This is a genomic window from Amycolatopsis sp. NPDC051903 (assembly GCF_044452505.1).
Taxonomy (GTDB): domain Bacteria; phylum Actinomycetota; class Actinomycetes; order Mycobacteriales; family Pseudonocardiaceae; genus Amycolatopsis.
The window spans coordinates 438,224-456,252 of record NZ_JBITBT010000003.1 but is presented as its reverse complement, the minus strand read 5'-3'; the positions used below and the strand labels follow the sequence as shown (position 1 = coordinate 456,252).

Annotated in this window: 17 protein-coding genes; 11 read left to right on the top strand and 6 right to left on the bottom strand. The window is 70.6% G+C overall.

Going from position 1 to position 18,029, the window contains the following annotated elements; all coding sequences use genetic code 11:
• Nucleotides 1-13: 13 nt before the first annotated feature.
• The 7 genes from ACIA77_RS09725 to ACIA77_RS09695 all read left to right on the top strand — a co-directional run bounded on the left by ACIA77_RS09725 (nucleotide 14) and on the right by ACIA77_RS09695 (nucleotide 6,439).
• Nucleotides 14-814 (top strand): alpha/beta fold hydrolase, encoded by an 801-nt coding sequence (locus ACIA77_RS09725; RefSeq protein ID WP_395885377.1) that lies wholly within the window; start codon nucleotides 14-16, stop codon nucleotides 812-814.
• Entirely contained in the window at nucleotides 811-1,524 is a 714-nt protein-coding gene (locus tag ACIA77_RS09720; RefSeq protein WP_395885376.1) for an SDR family NAD(P)-dependent oxidoreductase, read from the top strand. The genes ACIA77_RS09725 and ACIA77_RS09720 overlap by 4 nt, the downstream gene beginning before the upstream one ends.
• 142 nt (nucleotides 1,525-1,666) lie before the next feature.
• On the top strand, nucleotides 1,667-2,755 hold the full coding sequence (locus ACIA77_RS09715; protein WP_395885375.1) for an LLM class flavin-dependent oxidoreductase: 1,089 nt from the start codon (nucleotides 1,667-1,669) through the stop codon (nucleotides 2,753-2,755).
• A gap of 59 nt (nucleotides 2,756-2,814) precedes the next feature.
• On the top strand, nucleotides 2,815-3,315 hold the full coding sequence (locus tag ACIA77_RS09710; RefSeq protein WP_395885374.1) for a flavin reductase family protein: 501 nt from the start codon (nucleotides 2,815-2,817) through the stop codon (nucleotides 3,313-3,315).
• Nucleotides 3,312-4,556, top strand: coding sequence for a bifunctional 3,4-dihydroxy-2-butanone-4-phosphate synthase/GTP cyclohydrolase II (locus tag ACIA77_RS09705; RefSeq protein ID WP_395885373.1), 1,245 nt, complete (start codon nucleotides 3,312-3,314; stop codon nucleotides 4,554-4,556). Before ACIA77_RS09710 ends, ACIA77_RS09705 begins: the two co-directional genes overlap by 4 nt.
• Before the next feature lie 51 nt (nucleotides 4,557-4,607).
• Complete coding sequence (locus tag ACIA77_RS09700; protein WP_395885372.1) at nucleotides 4,608-5,048, top strand: GAF domain-containing protein; 441 nt, start codon at nucleotides 4,608-4,610, stop codon at nucleotides 5,046-5,048.
• Nucleotides 5,012-6,439 (top strand): helix-turn-helix domain-containing protein, encoded by a 1,428-nt coding sequence (locus ACIA77_RS09695; RefSeq protein WP_395885371.1) that lies wholly within the window; start codon nucleotides 5,012-5,014, stop codon nucleotides 6,437-6,439. The genes ACIA77_RS09700 and ACIA77_RS09695 overlap by 37 nt, the downstream gene beginning before the upstream one ends.
• 584 nt (nucleotides 6,440-7,023) lie before the next feature.
• Here ACIA77_RS09695 and ACIA77_RS09690 read toward each other — a convergent pair.
• Both ACIA77_RS09690 and ACIA77_RS09685 read right to left on the bottom strand, forming a co-directional pair.
• Nucleotides 7,024-7,662: an HNH endonuclease family protein gene (locus ACIA77_RS09690; protein ID WP_395885370.1), complete on the bottom strand. Its 639-nt coding sequence runs from the start codon at nucleotides 7,660-7,662 to the stop codon at nucleotides 7,024-7,026.
• A gap of 130 nt (nucleotides 7,663-7,792) precedes the next feature.
• The gene (locus ACIA77_RS09685) at nucleotides 7,793-8,473 is read right to left on the bottom strand and encodes a hypothetical protein (protein ID WP_395885369.1); all 681 of its coding nucleotides are present in this window, start codon (nucleotides 8,471-8,473) and stop codon (nucleotides 7,793-7,795) included.
• Nucleotides 8,474-8,546: 73 nt separating this feature from the next.
• On the opposite strand from ACIA77_RS09685, the gene ACIA77_RS09680 reads away from it, so the two are divergent.
• Nucleotides 8,547-9,833 (top strand): adenylosuccinate synthase, encoded by a 1,287-nt coding sequence (locus ACIA77_RS09680; RefSeq protein WP_395885368.1) that lies wholly within the window; start codon nucleotides 8,547-8,549, stop codon nucleotides 9,831-9,833.
• A gap of 33 nt (nucleotides 9,834-9,866) precedes the next feature.
• Here ACIA77_RS09680 and ACIA77_RS09675 read toward each other — a convergent pair whose 3' ends face one another.
• The 4 genes from ACIA77_RS09675 to ACIA77_RS09660 all read right to left on the bottom strand — a co-directional run bounded on the left by ACIA77_RS09675 (nucleotide 9,867) and on the right by ACIA77_RS09660 (nucleotide 15,493).
• Nucleotides 9,867-11,507 carry a Na+/H+ antiporter gene (locus ACIA77_RS09675; RefSeq protein WP_395885367.1) on the bottom strand — a complete coding sequence of 547 codons (1,641 nt, stop codon included), beginning with the start codon at nucleotides 11,505-11,507 and terminating at the stop codon, nucleotides 9,867-9,869.
• A gap of 97 nt (nucleotides 11,508-11,604) precedes the next feature.
• Nucleotides 11,605-13,149, bottom strand: coding sequence for an amino acid permease (locus tag ACIA77_RS09670; RefSeq protein WP_395885366.1), 1,545 nt, complete (start codon nucleotides 13,147-13,149; stop codon nucleotides 11,605-11,607).
• A gap of 128 nt (nucleotides 13,150-13,277) precedes the next feature.
• On the bottom strand, nucleotides 13,278-14,258 hold the full coding sequence (locus ACIA77_RS09665; RefSeq protein ID WP_395885365.1) for a serine hydrolase domain-containing protein: 981 nt from the start codon (nucleotides 14,256-14,258) through the stop codon (nucleotides 13,278-13,280).
• Nucleotides 14,259-14,356: 98 nt separating this feature from the next.
• On the bottom strand, nucleotides 14,357-15,493 hold the full coding sequence (locus ACIA77_RS09660) for a glycerophosphodiester phosphodiesterase (protein WP_395885364.1): 1,137 nt from the start codon (nucleotides 15,491-15,493) through the stop codon (nucleotides 14,357-14,359).
• Nucleotides 15,494-15,701: 208 nt separating this feature from the next.
• Here ACIA77_RS09660 and purD point away from each other — a divergent pair, with 208 nt between their 5' ends.
• The 3 genes from purD (at nucleotide 15,702) to ACIA77_RS09645 (ending at nucleotide 18,022) form a co-directional block, all read left to right on the top strand.
• The gene (gene purD / locus ACIA77_RS09655; protein WP_395885363.1) at nucleotides 15,702-16,967 is read left to right on the top strand and encodes a phosphoribosylamine--glycine ligase; all 1,266 of its coding nucleotides are present in this window, start codon (nucleotides 15,702-15,704) and stop codon (nucleotides 16,965-16,967) included.
• Between the two features lie 85 nt (nucleotides 16,968-17,052).
• A complete protein-coding gene (locus ACIA77_RS09650; RefSeq protein ID WP_395885362.1) occupies nucleotides 17,053-17,442 on the top strand; it encodes a hypothetical protein in 390 nt (129 codons plus the stop codon).
• Nucleotides 17,423-18,022 carry a DUF3558 domain-containing protein gene (locus ACIA77_RS09645; RefSeq protein WP_395885361.1) on the top strand — a complete coding sequence of 200 codons (600 nt, stop codon included), beginning with the start codon at nucleotides 17,423-17,425 and terminating at the stop codon, nucleotides 18,020-18,022. The genes ACIA77_RS09650 and ACIA77_RS09645 overlap by 20 nt, the downstream gene beginning before the upstream one ends.
• Nucleotides 18,023-18,029 lie beyond the last annotated feature (7 nt).

The window sequence follows — 18,029 nt, the reverse complement described above, 5'->3', positions numbered from 1 at the left end:
GAGGCGAGACGCCATGGGCTACCTAGAGGTCGAAGACGGCAGGCGCGTCTACTTCGAGCACTTCCGCGGTTCGGGCCGGCCGATCGTGCTGATCCACGGCTGGGGCGCCACCGCGCGCTGCTGGGACACGACCGCGCCCGCCTTGCGCGCCAACGGGAACGAAGTCGTGCTCCTCGACCTGCGGGCCTGCGGCCGGTCCGACAACGACTTCGCCGACGTCTCGATCTCCGCGCTCGGTTCCGACGTGGTGAAGCTCGTGGAACACCTCGGCCTGCGCGAGCCCGTGGTCAACGGCTGGTCGCTCGGCGGCGCGGTCGCCGTGGACGCGGCGGCGAAGCTCGGGGCGAACTGCTCCGGCGTGGTCTCCACCGGGGGCGCGACCCCGCGGTACACGTCCACTTCGGACTGGCCGCACGGCGGCGGCGTCGACGACGTGAAGGCCGTGCTCGGGGCGGCCGCGGCGGACCGCGCCACCACGTTCAAGGGGGTGGCCGACGCGGTGTGCGCCGAGCCCCCGACGCCGCAGATCATCAGCTGGCTGTGGGGCATGTTCATGGAGATGGGCCCGATCGGCGACGAATCGCTGAAGGACCTGGCGGAGCTCGACCAGCGCAAGATCCTCGGCGGGCTGAGCGGGCCCGTGCTGTTCCTGCACGGGCGCAAGGACGCGTTCGTGCCGTTCTCGGGCGCCGAAGCGGCGCGCGACCTGTGCGCCGACGCGAAGCTCGTCGAGTTCCCGGACGCCGGCCACGCGCCGTTCCTCGAGGACCGCGACACCTACCTCGCCGAGCTCACCGGCTTCCTGAACCGATGACCACCTGGCTCGTCACCGGCGGTTCGCGCGGGATCGGCCGCGCCGTCGTCGACCACGTCGCCGCCGCGGGCGACAACGTGGCGTCGCTGGCGCGCTCGGCCGGCACCGAACCGCCGGCCGTGCCGAACCGCGTGCTCGAGGTGAAGGGCGACGTCACCGACGAGAACTCGATCCGGCGCTGCGTCGAGGCCGTCACCGAGCGGTTCGGCTCGATCGACGTGGTGGTCAACAGCGCGGGCGTGCACCGCGGCCGCCGCATCGACGCGCTGGCCCGGTCGGCGTGGGACGAGGTGCTGGCGACGAACCTGACCGGCGCGTTCGAGGTCTGCCGCGCGATCGTGCCGCTGCTGAGCCGGGGTTCGGCGATCGTGAACGTCGGCGCGGTCGTCGGCTTGCGCGGGTTCCCCGGCGACGTCGCGTACGGCTCGGCGAAGGCGGGGCTGTCGGGGCTCACGCAGGTGCTCGCCGTGGAGCTCGCGCAGCGGGGCATCCGCGTGAACCTCGTGATCCCGGGTTTTGTGGACACCGACATGACCGCCGGGCTCACGGATCGGGCCCGGGCGCGCATCGTCGACAAGATCCCGGCCGGGCGCATCGGCACGGCGACCGAGATCGCCGAGGTCATCGTGGCCGTCGCGCGCTCCACGTACATGACGGGCGCGACCGTGCCCGTCGACGGCGGCCTGCTCGCCACGTTCGGGGGCGGCTGAGCGCCGCGCTTTGTGCGGATCTCCAACAGCACCGCGCGACGACCGTTCTGCCTGCGGCTTCGCGTGGTTAGCGTCGAAGGACGAACCAGGGCATCACCACCCGCTGGACGTGAGAACACCCAACCGAGAAGGAGAACCACCCATGGACGTCGGAATGCTGCTGGTCTTCCAGAACTGGTTCGAAGACGTCAGCGACCACGAGGTCTTCACCCGCGAGCTCGAGATGGGCGTGCAGGCGGAGAAGTACGGCTTCGACTCCGTCTGGTCGGCCGAGCACCACTTCGACGACTACTCGATGTGCCCGGACAACCTCCAGATCATGGCCTACCTCGCGGGGCGCACGTCGAAGATCAAACTCGGCACGGGCGCGGTGATCCTGCCGTGGAACGACCCGCTGCGCGTGGTCGAGAAGGCCGTCATGCTCGACCACATGTCGAACGGCCGGCTGCTGCTCGGCATGGGCCGCGGTCTCGCGAAGATGGAGTACGAGGGCTTCCGCGTCGACATGAACGAATCGCGCGAGCGCTTCGACGAAGCCGCCGCGATGATCATCCGCGGCCTGCAGAACGGCTACGTGGAGAACGACGGCAAGTTCTACAAGCAGCCGCGCGTGACCGTGCGCCCCGGCCTGGCCGGGCATTCGTGGGAAGGCCGGATCTTCGGCGTCGCGATGTCGCCGGACTCGATCCCGGCCGTCGCCGAGCTGGGCGCGCAGATGATGACGTTCATGCAGTACGACTTCGCGCAGCACCTCGAAGCCATCGACCGCTGGCGCGGGCTGCACCGCGAGAAGCACGGCACGGAGCCGGGCGCGCCGCTGATCCAGGACTTCGTGTACTGCCACGAAGATCCCGAAGAGGCCAAGCGCATCGCGCACGAGCACATCTCGCGCTACTTCCTCTCGGTGATCAAGCACTACGACTTCGCCGGCTCGCACTGGCGCGAGACCAAGGGGTACGAGGCCTACCAGGCTGGCGCCGACATGATCCGCGAAGCGGGCATGGAAGCCGCGGCGGGCGCGTACGTCGACGCGAACGTGTGGGGCACGCCCGAAGAGATCGTCGAGAAGTACGCGGCCCGGCGCGAGCAGGGTGGCGAGCTGATGGCCAACGCGGCGTTCTGCTTCGGCGGCCTGCCGCTCGACAAGGCCGAAGCGAGCCTGAAGCTGTTCGGCGAGAAGGTGGTTCCGCAGCTGCACAAGATGTCCTCGCGCGCTCCCGCGGCGGTGTGAGGCCGTGCCGTGGCCCGGGCGGCCCGGGCCACGGCACCTACCTGGTGGAGTGGGGCTGGATGGAAACCGTGACCGGGTCGGCTCTGGGCGCGCAGTTCCGCGAAGTCATGTCGGGTGTGTGCACGCCGGTTTCGGTGGTCACGGCGCTCGACGGCCGCCGGCCGCACGGCACGACGGTGAGCGCGTTCGCGTCGTTGTCGCTCGCGCCGCCGATGGTGCTCGTGTCGCTCGACCGCACGTCGGACCTGCTGACCGTGGTGCGCCGGGGCGGCCGGTTCGGGCTGAACGTGCTCGAGAGCGGGCAGGCGGAGCTCGCGAAACGGTTCGCGCGCAAGGGAATGGCGAAGTTCGACGGCGTCAGCTGGGAGCTCGACGACGACCTGCCTCGGCTGGCGGGCGCGTCCGGCTGGGTGGCGTGCCGCGTCGAAAAGCTGATCGAAGGGGGTGACCACGTGGTCGCACTCGGCCTCGTGCTGGCGGCGGATTCGGTGCCGCTGGCGCCGTTGACCTACCACGCGCGGACGTTCGGGACGCACACCCGTACGGACGGTGCGTCGTGACGATCCCCGGGGAACGGGTGCAGCACTCCGTCGCCGCGCTGGCGCAGGGCCGGCTGGTCGTGGTCGTCGACGACGCCGACCGCGAGAACGAAGGTGACCTCGTCGGCGCCGCGCGCACGATGACGGACGAGCAGATGGCGTTCCTCGTGCGGCACACCACCGGCATCGTGTGCGCGCCGATGCCCGGCGAACGCGCCGACGCGTTGCGGCTGCGGCAGATGGTCGCGGAGAACACCGACGCACACGGCACCGCGTTCACCGTGAGCGTCGACCACGTCGGCAGCGGCACCGGGGTGTCGGCGGCGGACCGGACCACGACCGTGCGGGCACTGGCCGACCCGGCCACGAAACCCGCCGAACTCCGCCGGCCCGGGCACGTTTTCCCGCTGCGCGCCCGCGAAGGCGGCGTGCTCGTGCGGGCCGGGCACACGGAGGCGGCTGTCGACCTGCTCGCGATGGCGGGTGCGGGCGACGTCGGCGTGATCAGCGAGCTCGTCGCCGACGACGGCTCGATGCTGCGCGGCCCGGAGCTGGAGGCGTTCGCGGCCCGGCACGATCTGCCGCTGCTGCGCATCGCCGACCTCGTGCGCTACCGCGGGGCGACCGAACGGCTGGTGGAACCCGTCGCGAGCGCCGCGATGCCCACGGCGTTCGGCGATTTCCGCGCGGTCGCGTACCGGTCCGTGCTCGACGGCACCGAGCACCTCGCGCTGGTGCGCGGCGACGTCGCCGCGGCCGGGCGGACGTCCTCGGGCGCGCTGGTCAGGGTTCACAGCGAGTGCCTCACCGGCGACATCCTGGGTTCGTTGCGCTGCGACTGCGGCGCGCAGCTGGAGTACGCGCTGCGCGAGATCGCCGCCGAGGGCGTCGGGGCCGTCATCTACCTGCGTGGGCACGAGGGCCGCGGAATCGGGCTGGCGCACAAGATCCACGCGTACGCACTGCAGGAGCAGGGTCTGGACACCGTCGAGGCGAACCTGGCGCAGGGCCTGCCGGTCGATTCGCGCAGCTACGGCATCGGCGCGCAGATCCTGGCCGACCTCGGCGTCCGGCGGCTGCGGCTCATCACGAACAACCCGGCCAAGTACGGCGGGCTGGAGGGATACGCGCTCGACATCGTCGGGCGGGTCCGGCTGCCCGTGGCCCAGACCCCGCACAACGTGCGCTACCTGCGGACCAAACAGGAGCGCATGGGCCACGACCTGGGAGTACTCGCCTCGGGCATGGACGGGAGCGGGTGACGTAAGGCACCCTCAGACGGAGTCCGGGTTTCAACGGTGAAGGCGGATCCCATGCGTGATGCGACGGCTTCGGTGCGCGCTTTGCCGCGCCGGGTGGACCCGTCGCACCGTGAGCGCGAGGTCATCGCGGCGTTCAGCGAGATCACCACCGAGGCCATCACCACCACGCGCCTCGAGGACCTGCTGGGGCTGCTCGGCAAGCAGCTGTGCCACCTGCTCGGCGTCACGCGCTGTTCGGTGTACCTGCGCGACAACGACGGCCGTTTCCGCGGCGCCGCCGGCTACTGCGAGAGCGAGGGCGACATCTCGGCCGCCGTGCAGGCGCAGGAGGCCGGCATCCAGGGCGACCGGTTCAGCCGCGAGGTCATCGAATCGGCCGCGCCCGTGCTCATCAGCGACGTCCCGCGCGACCCGCGCCCGCACCGGCGCACGATGGAGCACTGGCACGTGCGCCGGTGCTCGGCGTGCCACTGGTCTTCGACGGCAAGGTGATCGGCCTGATCTTCGTCGACAACGTGCAGCAAGACCACGTGTACACCGACGAAGACGTGGCGCTGGCGGAGCTGTTCGCCCGGCTGGGCGCGCTGTTCCTGCGGCAGGCGATGCTGAACGCGCACCTGAAGAACAAGGCCGCCGAGGTCGTGCGGCAGAAGAACACGCTGGCCTACCTGGCCGACGTCCACCAGAAGCTCACGAACGCCGTGCTCGACGGCGCGAGCATCCAGACCGTGGTGACCCTGCTGGGCGAGCTGTCGGCGAAGCCCGTCGTGCTCTACAACGAGGACTTCCACGTGCTCGCGTGGTCCGCGCCGCCCGGGTTGAAGATGGCGCAGCCGCCGGTGCTGGCTTCGCGGATCCGCGAGCTGCCGTCCGTGAAGCAGGCGCTGGCGTCGCTGAGCGCGAGCTGCCCGTCGACCGTCGTGCCACCCACCCCGGCCGTCTGGGTCGGCCGCCGGCACCTGATGTGCCGCCTCATCATCGAGGGCCAGCCGAGCGGCTACCTCGGCATCGTCGAGGTCGGCCGCGGTCTCGAGGAACTCGACACGAAGCTGGCCGAGCACGGCGCCACGGTGCTGTCGCTGCAGGTGCTGTCCGAGCGCCGCCAGGCGGAGGCCGAGGGCCAAGCCCGCGAAGACTTCCTGTCCGACCTGCTGCACCGCACCCGCGACGCCGAGCAGCTGTCGCGCCGCGCCCCGCAGTTCGGCGTGAACCTGGCCCAGCCGCACGTCCTGGTGCGGTTCTCGCTCGACAACGCCAGCCAGAACGTCAGCGTCTCCGCCGGCCGCAAGCTGGTGATCCGCCAGCTCGCTACGGCGCTGTCCGTGCCGGAACCCCCGGCGGTCAGCCTGCCGGGCGCCGTGGTGGCCCTGCTGACCCTCCCGTCGGGCCTCGAACCCCGCGACCTGCGCGACTCCGTGGCGTCCGTGCGCACCGGCCTGTCGCCCCGGCTGAACGTCCGCACCGCCGTCATCTCCGGCGTCTGCCACTCCCCGGAGGACTTCCCGCTGGCCCACCGCGAACTCCGCGAAATCGACGAACTGGCCTGCTCCTTCGGCTGGTCCGGCGGCGTCCTGGCGGCCGGCGAACTCGGCCTGTTCCGCCTCGTGGCCGCCAGCGGCCGCGTCAAGGAGGCGGTGCACTTCGCCCACGAGACGATCCGGCCCCTGCAGGACGCGGACCCCTCGCTGCTCGAAACCTGGCGCACCTTCGTCGCCTCGGAGGGCCGCGTCCAGGCGACCGCGAGCGAGCTCGGCGTGCACGAAAACACGATCCGCTACCGGCTGGGCAAGATCGGCAAGCTGACGGGCCAGGACCCGAGTGGGTTGGACCGCCTGTTGGAGGCGCGGCTCGCCTTCCAGATCCTGGACCTCGCCGGCTGGTGAGCTTTCGGCGGCCGTGGTTCGGGTCGGCTGTGGTTCGGGGTTTTCGACAACGGCTTGGCCACCGCCGACGGGGCGCCTTGCCCGTGACTGCGGCGTTTGGCTCAACTCGATCGGCGAGGATGGGGATGCTGGGCCAGTGAAGCTGGGCGCTCTGCTGGCGACCTCGGCGGGTTCTGCCGGCGATCGTGGTGGGTCGGTTGGCCGAGCCCGGCCGAGGAGGACGGGGACGGTGAGCCAGTGAGGTCTGCTGGCGACGATCGGAGGCTCGGCCGGCGACCGTGAAGTGCGCGGCCCGGCAGTTGGGGGTTACCTGGCCTGCGAAGCAGGGACGTCTGGCGGCGAGGTCGATCTGACCGTCAGCTGAAGCCAGGACCGGTCGCTGCGTCAGCCCAGGCGGCGAGACGTTGGCGCTGCCGTGGCGGATCGTCCGGTAGGACACGAGCTGGCGGGCGCTCGGCAGCCCGTGGTCGAGGCCGAAAGTGACCGGCCGTGGTTCACGGACCCACCGTCCGGGGGGAACGGGATCGGGGTGACAGTCGACGGACCCCAGACCCCAGCGCCGATCCCGTCCCCGGGCGGGTGCGTCAGCAGCGGCCCAGCATGTCCGTCAGCGCGGACTTCTCGGCCGAGTTGATCGTGAGCTTGAACTTCGACTTCACGGCGACCCACATCTTCGCGTAGGTGCACCAGTAACCGGTCGACGGCGGCTTCCACTGGTCGGGCGAGCGGTCGCCCTTCTCCTGGTTCACGTTGTCCGTCACGGCGATCAGCTGCGGGTCGGACAGGTCGTTGGCGTAGGCCTGGCGCTGCGCGGTGGTCCACGACGACGCGCCGGTGCGCCAGGCGTCGGCCAGGGGGACGACGTGGTCGATGTCCACGTCGGACGCCTGGGTCCAGGTCGCGCCGTCGTAGGGCGAGACCCACTTGCCCGACGTCGGGTAGCAGTCGGAGCCGGTGACGACGTTCGTGCCGTCGCGCTTGAGCACGACCTCACGCGTGTCGCAGTTGTTCCCCTGCTGGATCCAGTGCGGGAACTTGTCGCGGCTGTAGCCGGTGAGGGAACCGTCGGCCTTCACGGTGAGGCCGGCGAGCTCGCTCTGGGCGGTCGCGGCGGACGGGATGCCGGGCGGGGTTGCGTCGGCGACGCCGACCGCGGTCGCGCCGATCAGCGTGACGCCGACCAGCACGGTCAAGGAGTTACGAACAGTACGCACCGTGGGCATATTGCTGCCTCCGTGTCAGGTGAGGGACAGATTCACCATCGGCCACGGAAGTGGCGTGCGCAACACCTACGGGTGACATGTAACAGACCTTCAGTGAACAGCGCGTGCCGTTACGTCACCTGGCTCAGAACTATCGGATGAAACCGGTCACCAACCGGAGGTCCTCGGTGTGCCGGTACCAAGTCCGCTTCGTCAGCTCCCGCGGCTGCGCGACGCCGTCGGTGACCAACGACGTCGTCGGGACGCAGCCGAGCTGGAACGCGCGGCCGTGGAACTCGGCGGTGCGCTTCACGAGCTTCCCGCGCGTCACGCGCGCGACCAGGCCGTCGGCGTCCGCCGACACCTCGACGGCGGTCGCGACGCCGGCGAAGGCCTGGTGCTCGTCGCAGTACGCCTCGCCGCGCACGTCACGCAGGGTGGCGCGACCGGCGAGGACGCCGCCGGTGTCGTCGCGCACGAGCGGCACCCCGGTCGGGTTTCCGTCCAGTGCGAGTTTCAGCGCCTTGTCGGCGTCCGCGGGCAGCCCCCACCGCGCCGCGACCGCCGAATCCCGCTCGGTGGGCACGAACCCCACCGACACGCCCGTTATCCGATCGGTGCGCAACAGCCGTACGAGCACCGCGGCGAGGTCCGCGTCGGTCCCGGCGATCACCACGTGGTCGTGTTTCCGCAGCAAGGGGTCCATTTCCGCCTTGCCGGGCCGCGCCTGGACGCGGACGAGCGACTCCTCATCGAGGCCGGGAAAGGAGTGCTGATCCTCACCGCAGGCCACCACGATTCCGCGCACGGCGGAGTCCTCCGTTACAGTCATGCACCGGCATTTCCCAGCGCCACCCGTGTCCCACCGGGACACTTTCCCTGTTGCCGAACACCTGGAGTGTCACATGCCGGCGATCGTGCTGATCGGTGCCCAGTGGGGGGACGAAGGCAAGGGCAAGGCGACCGACCTGCTCGGTGACCGCGTGCAGTGGGTCGTCCGCTACCAGGGCGGCAACAACGCCGGCCACACCGTCGTCCTCCCGAACGGCGAGAACTTCGCCCTCCACCTCATCCCGTCCGGGATCCTGACGCCGGGCGTGACCAACGTCATCGGCAACGGGGTCGTCGTCGACCCGGGCGTGCTGCTCGAGGAGCTCGCGGGCCTGGAAGAGCGTGCCGTCGACACCAGCCGCCTGCTGCTCTCGGCCGACGCGCACTTGATCATGCCCTACCACGTGGCGATCGATAAGGTCACCGAGCGTTACCTCGGCAGCCGCAAGATCGGCACGACCGGCCGCGGCATCGGCCCGTGTTACCAGGACAAGATCGCCCGCGTCGGCGTCCGCGTGCAGGACCTGCTCGACGAGAAGATCTTCCGCCAGAAGGTCGAAGCGGCTCTGGAGTTCAAGAACCAGGTTCTGGTCAAGGTCTACAACCGCAAGGCGCTCGACGCGAACCAGGTCGCCGACGAGGTGCTCGCCGCGGGCGAGAAGTTCGCGCACCGCATCGCCGACACGCGGCTGCAGCTCAACCAGGCCCTCGAGCGCGGCGAGACCGTGCTGCTGGAGGGTTCGCAGGGCACGCTGCTCGACGTGGACCACGGCACATACCCGTTCGTCACGTCGTCGAACCCGACGTCGGGCGGCGCGAGCGCCGGGTCGGGCATCGGCCCGGGCCGCATCACGACCGTGCTCGGCATCCTCAAGGCCTACACGACGCGCGTCGGCTCCGGCCCGTTCCCGACGGAGCTCCACGACGAGTCCGGCGAGTACCTGCGCAAGCAGGGCGGCGAGTTCGGCGTGACCACGGGCCGCTCGCGGCGCACCGGCTGGTTCGACGCCGTGATCGCCCGCTACGCCGTGCGCGTCAACGGCATCACCGACTACTTCCTCACCAAGCTCGACGTGCTCTCGGGCCTGGAGAAGGTGCCGGTGTGCGTCGGGTACGAAGTGGACGGCCGCCGCACCAGCGACATGCCGATGACGCAGACGGACGTGCACCACGCCGTGCCGGTCTACGAAGAGCTGCCGGGCTGGTTCGAGGACATCTCGACGTGCCGGACGTTCGACGAGCTGCCCGCCAACGCGCGGGCGTACGTCGAGCGCCTCGAAGAGCTCGGCGGCGCCCGCATCTCGGCGATCGGCGTGGGTCCGGGCCGCGAGCAGACGATCGTGCGGCACGAGTTCGTGTGACGGTGCCGGGGCGCCCGCTCGCCGGGCGCCCCGCTACGCCATGCCCATGCGGTTCTGCAGGGCGTTGGTGGTCGAGAGTTCCTCCAGGTCCAGTTCGAGCAGGACCTTGCGCAGCACTTCGTCGTCGAGGCGGCCGGCGCGGTTCTCCGCGATCATCGCCGCGCGTTGCGTGATGAGCAGTTCACGCCGCGCCCGGGCGAACCGGGCTTGCGGGCTGGCCGTGCGTTCCTCGCCGGAGAGCGTGATCGCGGCCTTCGCGAAGCGGTAGCGGGTGTCGACGACGCGTGCCAGCCGTTCCTCCAGCCGCTGCGCGCGCTCCGGTGAGATGTCCGATGTGGACAGTGCGGAGCTCGTGATCTCCTTGAGCCGCGCGTGGGCCGCCTTCTGCGCGACCTCGCGCGCGGCCAGTTCTTCGGCCTGGTCGCGCGCGGCCTCGTCCGGGTCCTGCACCCCGAGCTTGCGGATCAGCGGAGGCAGCGTGAGGCCCTGGATCAGCACGGTGCCGATCGCGACGGTGAACCCGAACAGCTGGATCTCCGCGCGCCCGGGCGTCCCGATCGGCACGGCCGACGCGGCGGCGAGCGTGACGACGCCGCGCATCCCCGTCCACGACACCACCGTCAGCGCCTGCCACGACGTGCCCTCCTTCGCGCGGCCGAACAGGCGCAGCGTTCTCGGCAGGTAGCTCGACAGGAACACCGCCGGGATGCGCACGGCCATCGTCACGCCGAGCACCGCCAAGGCGACGAGCGCGAGCGTGCCGTTGTCGCGGGCCGCGTGGTCGGCACCCTCGAGCACGAACGGCAGCTGCAGGCCCATGAGCGCGAACACCAGCGCTTCGAGCAGGACGTCGATCGACGTCCACACGGACCGGTCCTGCAGGCGGGTCGCGGGCGACGCCCGCAGCGAGCGCTGGCCGAGGTACAGCCCGGCCGTGACCACGGCGAGCACGCCGGAACCGCTGAACTCGCCGCCGAACGGGTGCAGGTGCTCGGCGGTCACGTACGCCGCGAACGGCACGATGATCCCGAACGCCGACTCCAGCAACGGGTCGTCGAGCCGGGAGCGGATGAACACGACGACGAACCCGGCGACCAGTCCCACCGCGACGCCCAGCACCGTCGCCACCGCGAACACGCCGAGCCCGTGGCCGATCGACCCGGCCGTGCCGGCGACGGCCGCGAGCGCGACCTTGTACAGCGTCAGCGCGGCGGCGTCGTTGACGAGGCTCTCGCCGGTCAGCACGGTCATGATCCCGCGCGGCAGCCCGAGCTTGCGCCCGATCGCCACGGCCGTCACCGCGTCGGGCGGCGCGACCACGGCGCCGAGCACCAGCGCCGAGGAGAGCGGCAGGTCGGGCAGCAGGAGGTGCACGACGAGCGCGACCACCACGGCCGTGATCACGACCAGCACCACGCCGAGCCCGATGATCGGCCGCAGGTTCGCGCGGAAGTGCGTGAGCGAACTCTCCAGCGACGTCGAGTACAGCAGCGGCGGCAGCACGACGGTCAGGATCAGCTCGGGCTCCAGCTCGATCCGCGGCACACCCGGGATCAGCGCGACCCCCAGCGCCACCACGACGATCACCAGCGGCGCGGACAGGTTGTAGCGCCGGGCGAGCGCGGTCAGGCCGAGCGAGCCGGCGAGGACTCCGACCAGCGTGAGGGTCTCCATGCCCGCATCTTCGCCCAGACCGGGCCGCGCTCGCCCATCGATGGCGGGTTGGCGCTGGTCACAGTTGATCAGCCGGCGCGGGGCCCGGCCGGTCGCGTCAGCCCAGTTCCTTCAGTTCCCGTTCCACCGCAGCGAGTTCCGCGGCCGAACCCTGGACCTTCGGGCCCTTGAACCACTTCCGGGCCGACACCACCCACCACAGGGCGGCACCGCCGAGAACGACGAGGAACGCGATGGGCGTGTAGTTGAACGTGTCGACCGTGATGGGCGCGGCCTGGGGCAGCATGAAGAGCACGAAGATCACCACGACCCACGCCGTCGCGACGATGCCGATCGGTTTGCCCCAGCGGCCGAGGTTCCAGGGGCCCTTCTCGAAGCTGTTGCCACGGCGCACGCGCAGGAACACGGGGATCACGTACGCCACGTAGAGCCCGACGGTCGCGATCGACGTGACCGCCGCGTACGCCGTCGCGCTCCAGAGGTACGGCAGCGCCAGGATCAGCGCGCCGCCGGCGGCGAGCCACACGGCGTTGGTCGGCGTCTGCGTGCGCTTGTTGATGCTGTGCCACACCTTCGAGCCGGGGATCGCGCCGTCGCGGGCGAACGCGTAGATCATCCGCGAGTTGGCCGTCACCGACGCCATGCCGCAGAACAGCTGCGCGCCGATGCAGATCAGCAACAGGAACTTACCGGTGACCGCGCCCGTCGCGTCGATGAAGATCTGCGCCGGCGGCACCCCGGTCGCCGAACCCGCGGCGCCGTCGTAGTCCTGGATCGCGAACGTCAGGCCGATCAGCAGGATCCAGCCCGCCACCAGCGACACGAGGATCGAGTTGATGATCCCGCGCGGCCCCGCCTTCGCGGCGTTCTTCGTCTCCTCCGTCATGTGCGCCGACGCGTCGTAGCCCGTCAGCGTGTACTGCGCGAGCAGCAACCCGAGCGCGAACACGTACACCGACGAGCCCCAGCCCGTCTCGTTCGCGAAGTGCCCGAACACGAACGACGCTTCCTGGTGCTTCGCCGGCACGAACACCAGCACCCCGACGATCACCAGCACCCCGACCAGGTGCCACCACACGCTGACGCTGTTCAGGACCGCCACCACGCGCACGCCGAACGTGTTCAGCGCCCCGTGGACCACCAGGATGATCGCCAGCAGCAGGATCGTGTGCCCCGGCGTCGCGCTGAAGCCCCACTGCAGGTCGAGGAACGCGTTCAGGAACAGCGCCGCGCCGAAGTCGATGCCCGCCGTCACGGCGATCTGGCCGATCAGGTTGAACCAGCCCGTGAACCACGACCACGCCGGCCCGTTGCGCGTGGCCAGCTTCGCGGCCCAGTAGTACAGCCCGCCCGCCGTCGGGTAGCTCGAGCACACCTCCGCCATGCCGAGCCCTACGAGGACCACGAAGAGGCCGACGAGCGGCCACCCCCAGATCATCGCGACGGGCCCGCCCGTCTTCATGCCGAACCCGTACAGCGTCAAGCACCCGGACAGGATCGAGATGATCGTGAACGACACCGCGAAGTTCGAGAACGACGACATGGTGCGCTTGAGCTCTTGCGCGTAACCGAGCGCGTGGAGCCGGGCGCTGTCCTCGTCGGGCTGGTCGGGTTCGGCGGTCTGCTGGTCGGAGACATCCATCGGGCACCCACCTGAAAGGTATGTGTACAGACCTTTGAAGTTCCGCAGAAGCTAGCCCGGTGCCGCGAGGGGTGTCAAGGTTCCGGAAATTTTCACGGTGGGTCAACCACCTCCGGTGGACTGATCCACTACCGCAGCAACTCACCTCCCAGCCACCGGACCACCGGCCACGCACCCTCCGCCGTGTTGCCCACGACCGTGAACACCAACCCGTCCGACGGCCGAGACACGCTTCGGAAGGAAACGCCGTGGTCGTAGCCCTCCAGCAGCACCGTCGAGCCGTCCGCGGGGAGCCAGAACCCGAGGCCGTACCGGTGCTCCTCGCGGGTGCCGGTCTCGGGACTGTGGACCGCGGTCATGCGCGCGACCCACTCCCGCGGCACGATCCGCCCGGCGTGCAGCGCGCCCCAGAACCGGCCGAAATCGCCGGCGCTCGAGAAGATCCCGCCGTCGCCGCCGCCCACCACCGGCAGGCTGAAGACGTTGGTGCGCCCGTCTGCCAGGTACCCCGTCGCGGCGTCGCCCGGCAACGCGTCGGACCGCAGGAACTCCGTTCCCACCATTCCCGCGGGCCCGGTCACCCGCGTGCGAACCAGGTCCGCGAATGGAACACCAGTGGCCCGTTCGGCCAAGATCGCCAGCAGCGCGTACGCGCCGTTGTTGTACGCGAAGCGCGAGCCCGGCGGAAACCGCTGCGGAAATCCGTCCAGCGCAGGCAAATACGCCGCCGCCGACGACAAGAGCTGCGGCTGTGGCGGCGGCTCGGCGTCCTCGTCGCAGTAGTCGCCGATGCCCGAGCGGTGCGCGAGCAAGTGCTCCACCGTCACCGCGTCGTCGACCAGCGGCAGATCCGTGCCCAGCAACGAGCGCACCCGCGTGCCCAGGCTCAGCAGGCCCTCGACGATCAGGCTCACGACCACCAGTGCCGTGAACCCCTTGGTACCACTGGCGATCCCGAACCGCGTGTCCACTGTGTTCGGTACGCCGTACCCGCGGTGCGCCATTCCGTACGCACGCGCGAACACCCCTGCCCCGCGCCGGCTGACGGACACGACTCCGGAAAACCCGGACCGCTCGGCCAGCCGGTCGATCTCCTCCCCTGCAACCATGCCGAAGACGATAAGGGCGGCCTCCGACAAAACCGACGGGCCCGTCCACCGAAGGGGTGCCCGGGCCCGCCGAAAACCGTTGCGTCACAAGAAAAAGATCAACGACCCAGGAAATCGTGCAGCGAGATCAACGCGGTGTCGGCCTGGTCGGCGAAGAAGCCGTCCACCCCCGCCTTGAAGAAGGCCGCCTCCTCGGCGAACACGTTGCCGAACGCCGTCGGGCTGCTCGACGAGCGCAGGTTCGCCGGCAGGAACGGGTTCTCGTTGCGGAAGGTGTAGGGCTGCACCTTCAGCCCGGCGCGGTGCGCGTCGGCGACCAGCGAGGTCGGCTTGCCCAGGTTGTCCGCGGCGTCGCGCGGGATGACCTGCGACTTGTCCGGCCCGAGGTACTGGGCGTACTTCGCGATCTCACGCAGCCCGGCCGGCGTGACGAGGTCGGCGTACGTGCGCTTGTCGCCCGCGGCCACGAAGTCGGCCGGCGCGCCGGCCGCCTCGGTCAGCTGCAGCAGCGGCACCCGCACCTGCTTGTGCAGCGCCTTGAGGTTCGCCACCTCGAACGACTGGATGATCACCGGCGCGTCGGCGCGGTTGAGGCCGTTGCGGTCGAGGAACGCGACGAGCTTCGGCTCGGTCGGGTTGCCGATCGAAGAGAAGTACGTCGAGTGCTTGACCTCGGGGTAGGTGCCCAGCGTCCGGTGCAGCTCCTTGCCGAGCCGGCGGGTGAGGTCGATGACCTCCTGGTAGGTCGCGATCGGGAAGCGGCCGTTGTAGAGCGTGTTGTTCGGGCGGTTCTCCGGGATCCGCTCCTTCGCGCGCAGGGTCTTGAGCTCGGCGAGCGTGAAGTCCTCGGTGAACCAGCCGGTCATCGTCGTGCCGTCGATGACCTTGGTGGTCTTGCGCGAGGCGAACTCCTTGTGGTCCGCCACGTCGGTGGTGCCACCGATCTCCGGCTCGTGCCGGGCGACGAGCTGGCCGTCCTTCGTCGGGACGAGGTCGACGTCGACGAAGTCCACGCCCATGCGGAACGCGAGCTCGTACGACGCCAGCGTGTGCTCCGGGCGGTAGCCGGGCGCTCCCCGGTGGCCGACGATCACGGGGTCATCGTGCCCGGGCCCGTGCGCCACCGCACCCCGCGCCACCTGCTCCGTGGCCGAAGCGGGACCGATCGCCAGGCTCGCGACGCCGAGCAGGGCGAGACCGGACAGGGCGAGCACACCCACGCGTTTGCGCTTCATTCAGGACCTCTCTCTACCGGGGCACCCGTCCTTTTCGACGGGTTTGCCACGACTACCGCGCCACCCTCACGGCCGCAAGCGTCGGGCGGGCGGAACAGGACGGACAAGAGGCTGACAAACCGGTAAACGGTGCATGGAATCCGGTTTTGGACACCGCAGGTGGACGGCGAAATACCCACGCGGACCAGGGACCGTTACGCTGTTCGGCGTGCGCGTACTGGTAATCGGGTCCGGCGCCCGGGAGCATGCACTCGTCCTCGCGGTGTCCGGCGATCCCGCCGTCACCGCGCTCGCCTGCGCCCCCGGCAACGCCGGGACGGCCGCGGTCGCCGAGCAGATGGGCGTCGATTCGGCTGATCCCGACGCGGTGGCCGCGCTGGCGCGGGAGTGGAAGGCCGACCTCGTGGTGGTCGGCCCCGAGGTCCCGCTGGTCGCGGGCGTCGCCGACGCCGTGCGCAAGTCGGGCATCGCGTGCTTCGGCCCGTCGGCCGCCGCCGCGCGGATCGAGGGCTCGAAGGCGTTCGCCAAGGACGTGATGGCGACCGCGAACGTCCCCACCGCGCGCAGCGAAGTGGTGGACACCCCCGCGCGCCTCGACGCCGCGCTGCAGCGCTTCGGCCCCACGTGGGTCGTGAAGGACGACGGCCTCGCCGCCGGCAAGGGCGTGGTGGTGACGCAGGACGTCGAGGTCGCGCGCAAGCACGCGCTGATGCTCCTCGACGGCGGGCACCCCGTGCTCTTGGAATCCTTTTTGGACGGGCCCGAAGCGTCGCTGTTCTGCTTCGTCGACGGCCGCACGGTCGTCCCGCTGCTGCCCGCGCAGGACTTCAAGCGCGTCGGCGACGACGACACGGGCCCGAACACCGGCGGCATGGGCGCGTACGCCCCGCTGCCGTGGACGCCGGAGAACTTCGTGGACGACGTCGTCACCCGCGTGGTGCAGCCGGTGGTCGACGAACTCGACGCGCGCGGCGCCACCTTCTCCGGTTTGCTCTACGCGGGCCTCGCGCTGACGTCCGAGGGCCCGCAGGTCATCGAGTTCAACTGCCGCTTCGGCGACCCGGAGACCCAGGTCGTGCTGGCGCTGCTGCGCAGCCCGCTCGCCGGCCTGCTGCACGCGACGGCCACCGGCGAGCTCGCCGAGCAGCCGCCGCTCGAGTGGTCGGGCGGCGCCGCCGTGACGGTCGTGATCGCGGCCGACGGGTACCCCGGCAAGCCGCGCACCGGCGACGTCATCACCGGGGGCGAGCTCGAAGGCGTGCTGCACGCGGGCACGCGGCGGCGTGACGACGGTGCCGTGGTGTCGGCGGGCGGGCGCGTGCTTTCCGTGGTCGGCACGGGCAAAACGCTCAAGTCGGCGCGCAAGCACGCGTACGAAACGGTGGAGCGCGTGCACCTCGCGGGCTCGCACCACCGCACGGACATCGCCCTCAAGGCCGCGAACGGCGAGATCACCGCGCCGGTGAACGTCTGAGTTCCCACCTCCTGGGCACGCTGCGGTTGGTAGCCTCGTAGCGGGGCCGAACGGTCACTGTCCGTATCCACCCGAGGGGGAGCGCATGCCGGGGAGCACTCCGCTGTCCGACCTGGCGTCGTCGGTACCGTCCGCGCCCGGCGTCGCGGACCTGATCGTGGCGCCGGAGAAGGTGCTCGACGTGGCGCGGGTCGTCGAAGAGCAGGCCGACGCGCTGGAGGACAAGCTGCTCACGCGGCTCGGTGAGCTGCGCATCGACACCCCGTCGGCCGACACGGTGAGCACGAACTCGGTGGCGGCGTGGAACATGATCGTCGCGGAGGGCGAAGGCTCGTACGCCGGTGAGGCGCGCGCGTACGTCGCCAACCTGCGCCGGCTCGTCGCCCAGCTGCGCGACGCCGCTCAGAAGTACCACGTGAACGACCAGGAGCAGGCGGCGGCGTTCGGGGACCGCGGTGCGCACGGCACCCACTAGCGCGCTGGTCGCGGCGCTGGCGCTCGGCGTGGCCGGGTGCTCGTCCGCCGATCCCGGCACGGCGTACCCCGTCGAGACGGCCGTGAGCTCGGCGTCGCAGGCCGCGAAGGCTTCGCAGCTGCCGCCGCGGCCCGCCGACCTGTCGCTCACCGGCGTGGACCCGTGCGAACTGCTCGGCCAGGCGCAGCTCGACGAGCTGCAGGTGAACTCCGTGCCGCGCAAGGTCGCCGATCCGCAAGACGGCCCGACGTGCGTGTTCGACGCGGACAAGGCCGAGCCGTTCCACGCCTACCACCTGCGCACGGTGAACGCCGACCTGCAGGAGTGGCTCACCGGCACGCGGCGGAAGAACAGCATGACCACGGCGCCGTTCGCCGTCGAGAGCTACCCGGCGCTCACGAACTACCGCGCGGCGGGCACCCCGTCGGACTGCGAGGTGCTCGTCGGCGTCGCGAAGGGGCAGACGCTGGCGGCGCAAGCGTTTGCGGTCACGCAGGGCTCGGACAGCCAGCAGCAGCTGTGCGATCTGGCCGGCCGCACGGCCGACCTGGCCGTGCAGTACCTGAAAACACGGAGCTAGGAGGGCG